Source organism: Dokdonella sp. (genome assembly GCF_036518555.1).
Lineage (GTDB): Bacteria > Pseudomonadota > Gammaproteobacteria > Xanthomonadales > Rhodanobacteraceae > Dokdonella_A.
In genome coordinates this window covers 1-2327 of sequence record NZ_DATDMY010000029.1, presented here as the reverse complement: position 1 = coordinate 2327, position 2327 = coordinate 1, and the positions used below count along the sequence as shown (strand labels likewise).

The 2327-nt window shown below is 71.8% G+C and carries 2 protein-coding genes; both read right to left on the bottom strand.

Translation table 11 applies throughout. The features are described 5' to 3' along the window. A partial coding sequence (locus VI238_RS01825; protein ID WP_331647821.1) for a hypothetical protein occupies positions 1-260 on the bottom strand: 260 nt, incomplete at its 3' end. 69 nt (positions 261-329) lie between these two features. After that, positions 330-2327, bottom strand: a 1998-nt coding sequence (locus VI238_RS01820) for a tetratricopeptide repeat-containing protein kinase family protein (protein ID WP_331647819.1), incomplete at its 5' end; no start/stop codon positions are given.

Genomic DNA, 2327 nt, shown 5'->3' with positions numbered 1-2327 from the left:
GCCTGCCGCTCGACGTCGAAGTAGGCGCGCGCGAGCGGGCTGGCGACCTGCTCGCGGATGAGCTTGAGGGCGACCTCGCGATGCACCGGGCGCAGCTGCTCGGCGAGGTAGACGCGGCCCATGCCGCCTTCGCCGAGGACGGAGCGGATCAGGTAGGGGCCGAGCTGCATGCCCGGTTCGAGCACGCCGGCGGCGTCGGCCGCACGGGCGTCTCCGATGAATTCGGTGGCGTCGTTCGCGCCGGGTTCGTCGCCGTGCATGTCCGCCCCTGTCCGGAACCGCGTGCGCGCAGTGTAGTCAGTGCCGGACGGAATGCCACCGCCCGTCGGTCATGGCCCCGCGGTGGCGGCCGTGGCCGGTGCCGCGGCCTTGCGCGCGCGCCATAGCGCGACCTGGTCTGGCTTGTTCCACGCCGAGTACAGCTCGACGCACGTGTCGACCACGTCCTGGCTGCGCGGATGCTGCGGGCCGAACCCTTCGGCGTGCGAGAACACGTCCCAGGCGAACAGCAGTTCCTTCTCGGCTTCCTCGAACTTGCGCTCGCGCACGAGCACGGTCGCGAACTCGCGGTGCATGATCGCGCGCATCGCGTTGTCGCCGAACGCGGCGCCCGCGTTGCCGGCGGCGATGCGCCCGTGCGCCTCGGCCGCGGTGAGGTCGCCGGCGTCGCGCAGCAGCAGCGACAGGTTCGACTCGGCGACCACCGCGGACGGGTTGGTCGGCCCGTACAGCTTGTTGGCGAGCGCGGCCGCGCGCTCGTAGTAGGGCCGCGCGTCCTCGTTGCGGTCCTGCTGGCGGATCGCGCCGCCGAGGTTGCTGACGAGGCGCATCGTCAAGGGATGGTCCTTGCCGAACACGCGTTCGACCATCGGCAGTTGCGGCGCGAGCAACCGTTCCGCGTCCGCGTAGCGCTTCTGCTCCAGCGCGACGATCGCGAGGCCGTTGATCGCGTCGATCGTCTTCGAGTTCTCCGCGCCGTACTGCTTGCGCCGCTGCGCGAGCAGTTCCTCCAGCAGCGGCCGCGCCTCGTCGAGGTGCGCGGTGTCGATGTCGACCGAGGTGAGGTTGTCGATCGTCGCGAGCACGTCCTCGCTGTCGTCGCCGAACAGGCGGCGTTGCGCCGCGAGCACGCGATGCAGCCGCACACGCGCCTCCTCGGGCTTGCCGGACATGCTCTCGACCGCACCGAGCGAGGACTCGACCGAGAGGCGGTCGCGATCGTCGGCGGGCAGCACGGCGACGTCGGCGAACGCCTGCTGCGCGAGCGCGAGTGCGTTTGCGGCTTGCTCGTAGTTGAGCAGGTTGGTCGCCGCGCGTGCGCGCGTGCGCGCGATCTCGGCGACGGGCAGGCCGGCGTCCTTGCCCGCGCCGAGCGAGGCCTCGTAGTGGCGCTGCGCGATCGCGTAGTCGCCGAGCGACGAATAGCTGTCGGCGATCGTGCGCTCGATCGACGCGCGCACGGCCGGCTGGTCGGCGAGTTCGCGGCCGGCGCGTTCCGCAGCCGAATCGAGCACGAGGTGCATGAGGCTGCGGTCCATGCCCTTGGCCCGGTTCGGGTCGATACCGGCGAGCATGCCGCGCGTGAACTCGGCGACGCGATCGGCCTTGGCCGCCTCGATCCCGGCGATCACGGCGGAACGCCGCGCACGCGCGAGGCCGTCGAGCGCGAGCGCGATGCCGGCGACGAGCGACACCGCGATCAGCATGCTCACGGCGAGGCCGAGCCGGTGGCGCGCGACGAACGTGCGCGCGAGATACCAGCGCGTCGGTTCGATCGCCTTCAGCGGACGCCGTTCACGGAAGCGCTCGAGGTCGTCCGCGAGCGCGGCGGCCGAGTCGTAGCGATCGGCGCGATCGGTCGCGAGCGACTTGCGCAGGATCGCACGAAGCCCGCGCGGAAGGTGCCGCGCCGAGGCGAGCAGGGCGCCCGACGCGTCGACGGCGTCGGCGACCGCGGTATCGCTGTCGATCGCGGCGAGCAGGGTTTCGTGCAGGCGCCGCGTCGAATGGTGCGCGACCGGCGTGATCGCCGCGGCATCGGTGTCGGTGAGCACTTCGTACAGCATCACGCCGAGCGAGTAGACGTCGCTGCGGGTGTCGATGCCGTGCGTCTGCGCCTGCTCCGGGCTCATGTAAAGACCCGTGCCCGCGCGCTCGGCGACGGTCGCGCTCGCGGCGACGCCGCTGCCCTCGCTGCCGGCGCTGCCGCCGATGGCGATGCCGAAGTCGATGATCTTCGGCATCGGGGTGCCGTCGACGCGGCGCACGAGCACGTTGGCGGGCTTGAGGTCGCGATGGATGATGCCCTTCTGGTGCGCGTGCTGGAC